The organism is Mesorhizobium sp. M7A.F.Ca.CA.002.05.1.1, from assembly GCF_003998335.1.
In the GTDB taxonomy this organism is placed as follows: Bacteria; Pseudomonadota; Alphaproteobacteria; order Rhizobiales; family Rhizobiaceae; genus Mesorhizobium.
In genome coordinates this window covers 1-3,698 of record NZ_RZQI01000609.1, presented here as the reverse complement: position 1 = coordinate 3,698, position 3,698 = coordinate 1, and the positions used below count along the sequence as shown (strand labels likewise).

Below are 3,698 nucleotides of genomic sequence, written 5' to 3'. Positions count from 1 at the left end.
GCGTCAGATAGTACCAGCTCGCTGGAAACGGGTTCAGCCGGAACGCCTTGCCGATGTGCTCGAGGCCCTCTTCGACCCGGCCGGCCAGGACGGCGATGTCGGACAATGCCGCCCAGGTGTCGGCCTCGTTCGGGTCGAGCTCGATCGCCTTGGCGAATTCCGCATCCGCTTCAGTGAAGCTGCGCTCATAGGCAAGCAGGTAGGCCAGGATCCAGCGACAGCCGGCATCGTTGGGATCGATCGCCACGGCCTTGCGCGCCAGCTCCAAGGCAACGCTGCGGGCAGCTTCGGTTGGTCCGCCCCAATGCACCCGTCCCATCCAGTGGTTCATGGCAAGCCAGCGATAGGGCTCGGCGTAATCAGGATCGAGCGACACCGCGCGCGTCAGCATCAGATGCGCTTCCTGCGCCATCTGCGGCGAGTCGTCGATCAGCTTGCGCGCCCGCACGCAGAGATCGTAAGCCTCGAGATTGCTGGGTCGGTTGCGCGGCGGCGGCGCGCGCAGACGGCCAAGCAACGCCTCCACAATCTTGGCCGTAACCTCGTCCTGAACGGCAAAGATATCGTCCAGGCCGCGATCGAAGCGTTCCGCCCACAGATGGTCGCCGCTCACCGCGTCGACCAGCTGTGCGTTGATGCGCACGCGCCCCGCGGCGCGTCTTGCGCTGCCTTCCAGCAGGTAGCGCACGCCAAGATCCCCGGCGATCTCGCGCACGTCCATCGCTTTTCCCTTATAGGCAAAGGTCGAATTGCGGGCGATGACGAACAGGCCGGAGATCCTGGACAGGTCGGTGATGAGGTCTTCGGTCAACCCGTCCACGAAGGAATCCTGCTCGGGATCGTTGCTGAAATTGACGAAGGGCAGCACGGCTATCGATGGTTTGTCGGGCAGCGGCAAGGATTTTCGCTTGGCCTCGCCGAGCTGTTCGACGGCCCCTGTGAAACGGTAGCCGACGCGCGGAACGGTGGATATCCATTCGCCGTTCTCGCCGACAGGACCAAGCAGCTTGCGCAACTGCGCGATCTGGACGGTGAGGTTGCCTTCCTCGACGGCCGTGCCCGGCCATGCAGCGTCCATCAACTCGGCCTTCCCCAATATTTCACCGGGCCGCCCGACGAGTGCTGCAAGCAGGCTCAGCCCGCGATAGCCAACGGCAACGGGGACGTCGTTCCGAAGCAGCGTTCCCGCACCCGGATCAAGCACGAACGGACCAAAGGCAAAACGCGATCCCTGCATAGGCGCATCTATAGAGCAATTCCAGGAAAAGTGTGAAGCGGTTTTCTGTTCGGAATTGCGTCAAAACAAAGGGTTAGAGTAGTTTGCCGGTTCCGTGAGCCGGTGAACTGCTCTAGCTCGTTTGGAAGTTTTGAGAACTATTTGGGAGGGCTTAATTACGGCGCCGTCCGTATCGCGCAGAATTCAACCTCATCGAGAGCCCCAGGCCCTCAAACCATATGGAGGTTGCCATGACCAATACACTTGCATCAGCCCAGCGTTGTGCAGCGCGAGCGGGAACGCCCGTGCGGCCGGCATCGCGCCGGCTCCTGAAGACCCTGCGAAGCATCATAGCGAGTTGGCACGATCGGACCTGGCGCGAACGGATACGCTTTCGCTGGCAACTCAGGCAGATGTCGAAGGACAATCCGCATCTGATCGACGATATCGGCCTGACGATACAGCAGGTCGAGGGAGAGATCGCCAAGCCCTTCTGGGAACGATAGAGCGAATGCCGCAATTGCGTCGGGCGTCAGCGCACCGCCTCGCGATGGGCGCCCAAACCGAGGTCGCTTTGGGCGACATGCATCAGAGCGCATCCATATGTACGCCATTGGTAATCTGAGTGCAGCCGGGCAGGCCGAATTGCTCGGCCCACAGACATAGTGAACCTGCTGCTGCGTTGAGCGCCGCGCCGCGTTCTGTCAGCGAATAGACTACCTTCGCTGGAACCACGGAAAAGACCTTGCGGTCGACAAGGCCGTCCGCCTCCAGTTCTCGCAATTGTTGAGCCAGCATCTTTTCACTGATGCCAGAGAGCGCCTGTTTCAATCGACCAAATCTGCGCGACGCCGTTCCGAGCTCGCAAAGGATATCTACTTTCCACTTTCCTTCGACCATCCTGACGGCCGCTGCAAAGCCATTGTCCGCGGAATTGTTCATCGCGCGTTCCTTACCTTCTGGTGACCACTTACGCCCGGGTGCGTATCGCGCGCCGCTCGTTTTGACATACCTCTCAAGACGATCACAGCAAAACGCGGTCTGACGCCGCCAATTGATATGGAGTGTGGAATGAAGCTTTCAATCACGGTTGTTGGAACGGGCCGTATGGGCTCGGCGCTCGCCGGCAGCCTGCTTCAGTCGGGATATCCGACGACTGTCTGGAACAGAACCAGACAGAAGACCGATCCACTCGCCAGGCTGGGCGCAATCGTCGCGTCCTCCGTGGAGGAAGCCGTGAACGCAGGCGAGATCATCATTGTGAATGTCAGCGACTATGAGGCGACAAAAGCGCTTCTCCACAGTGACGCCATCGCCTCAGCCATTCGCGGCAAGCTGATCGTGGAGTTGACTTCCGGGACGCCAAATGGCGCACGGGAAGCCGCTGATTGGTATAGGGAGCACGGCGCAAGCTACCTTGATGGCGCGATCATGGCGACGCCGGATTATATCGGCACGGACGCCGGAACCATCCTGCTTGCCGGGCCAAGGGCGGCTTTCGACACGAACCGCGATGTGTTTCGCGCTTTGGGTGGCAATGTTCAGCATGTTGGCGAAGAACCAGGGCGTGCGAACGGGCTCGATAGCGCACTACTGGCTATCATGTGGGGCGCTCTGTTCGGGGCGCTCCATGCGATCGCCGTGTCGCAGGCCGAAGAGATCGAACTCGGTGAACTGGCGCGTCAGTGGTCCGCGACGGCGCCGGTCATTGACGGCTTGGTGACCGACCTCATCAAGCGGACGAGCGCTGGCCGATTTGCCAGCGATAACGAAACGCTCTCGTCGATCTCGGCGCACCACGGCGCAATGCAGCATCTATTGGAGTTGATGCAGTTCCGCGAAATCGACCGTTCAATAGTCGATGGTTATGATGCGATATTCAAACGGGCCATAGCGGCGGGCCACCTGCACGATGATTTCGCCGCGCTCTCGCAATTTCTGGCGACAGGGAAGTAGCATGCCTTTGACGCATCTCATCGATAAGTATTGTGCATCGTGGTCCACCGAAAACGCCGAGAAGCGGCGGGCGTCGCTGTTATCGATCTTGAGCGATGGCGCGACGTATACCGATCCAACCGTTCACGCCGTTGGTGCCGAAGAACTTCTAGCCCACATTGCAGGAATTCAGAGCAAGCATCCTGGTGCCTGCATTCTGCGGACCAGCAACGTGGACGTTCATCACGGCGTCGCGCGCTTCGCGTGGAAGTTTGTGACGCCTGACGGTTCGTCTTTACCCGAGGGCCTGGACATCGCTTTTCTGGATGAGGAGCAGAAACGGATAACGCGTATCATTGGCTTCTTCGGTTTGTTGAAACCAGCTCGATCTCTGGCAGAGGGCGGCGTCAGCTAACCGGTCAAGAGCTGACATTCGAACATGTCAGCGCACCGCCTCGCGTTGGGCGCCGGGCAGGCGGGTGGCGATCAGCTTGTCGATCTCGACGGCCGCCGCATCGACAAGCTGATCGCCACCCGCCTGCCCGGC

5 protein-coding genes are annotated in these 3,698 nt (G+C 60.3%); 3 read left to right on the top strand and 2 right to left on the bottom strand.

Going from position 1 to position 3,698, the window contains the following annotated elements:
- The coding region (locus EN939_RS24985) for a winged helix-turn-helix domain-containing tetratricopeptide repeat protein (RefSeq protein ID WP_127270484.1) at positions 1-1,237 on the bottom strand (1,237 nt) is incomplete at its 3' end.
- 230 nt (positions 1,238-1,467) lie between these two features.
- Between EN939_RS24985 and EN939_RS24980 the strand changes: the two genes are divergently transcribed.
- Entirely contained in the window at positions 1,468-1,722 is a 255-nt protein-coding gene (locus tag EN939_RS24980; RefSeq protein WP_127270483.1) for a DUF1127 domain-containing protein, read from the top strand.
- 82 nt (positions 1,723-1,804) lie between these two features.
- Here EN939_RS24980 and EN939_RS24975 read toward each other — a convergent pair whose 3' ends face one another.
- Positions 1,805-2,158 carry a winged helix-turn-helix transcriptional regulator gene (locus EN939_RS24975; RefSeq protein ID WP_127270482.1) on the bottom strand — a complete coding sequence of 118 codons (354 nt, stop codon included), beginning with the start codon at positions 2,156-2,158 and terminating at the stop codon, positions 1,805-1,807.
- A 129-nt stretch (positions 2,159-2,287) separates the two neighbouring features.
- On the opposite strand from EN939_RS24975, the gene EN939_RS24970 reads away from it, so the two are divergent.
- Together EN939_RS24970 and EN939_RS38175 are read left to right on the top strand one after the other, a co-directional pair.
- Complete coding sequence (locus EN939_RS24970; protein WP_127270480.1) at positions 2,288-3,172, top strand: NAD(P)-dependent oxidoreductase; 885 nt, start codon at positions 2,288-2,290, stop codon at positions 3,170-3,172.
- Between the two features lies 1 nt (position 3,173).
- Positions 3,174-3,566, top strand: coding sequence for a nuclear transport factor 2 family protein (locus tag EN939_RS38175; protein WP_164748986.1), 393 nt, complete (start codon positions 3,174-3,176; stop codon positions 3,564-3,566).
- Positions 3,567-3,698: the final 132 nt, after the last annotated feature.

Bases quoted from the DNA above. Each gene is read 5' to 3' on its own strand.
- EN939_RS24980 (WP_127270483.1), top strand. From the start codon at position 1,468: ATGACCAATACACTTGCATCAGCCCAGCGTTGTGCAGCGCGAGCGGGA.
- EN939_RS24975 (WP_127270482.1), bottom strand. From the start codon at position 2,158: ATGAACAATTCCGCGGACAATGGCTTTGCAGCGGCCGTCAGGATGGTC.
- EN939_RS24970 (WP_127270480.1), top strand. From the start codon at position 2,288: ATGAAGCTTTCAATCACGGTTGTTGGAACGGGCCGTATGGGCTCGGCG.
- EN939_RS38175 (WP_164748986.1), top strand. From the start codon at position 3,174: ATGCCTTTGACGCATCTCATCGATAAGTATTGTGCATCGTGGTCCACC.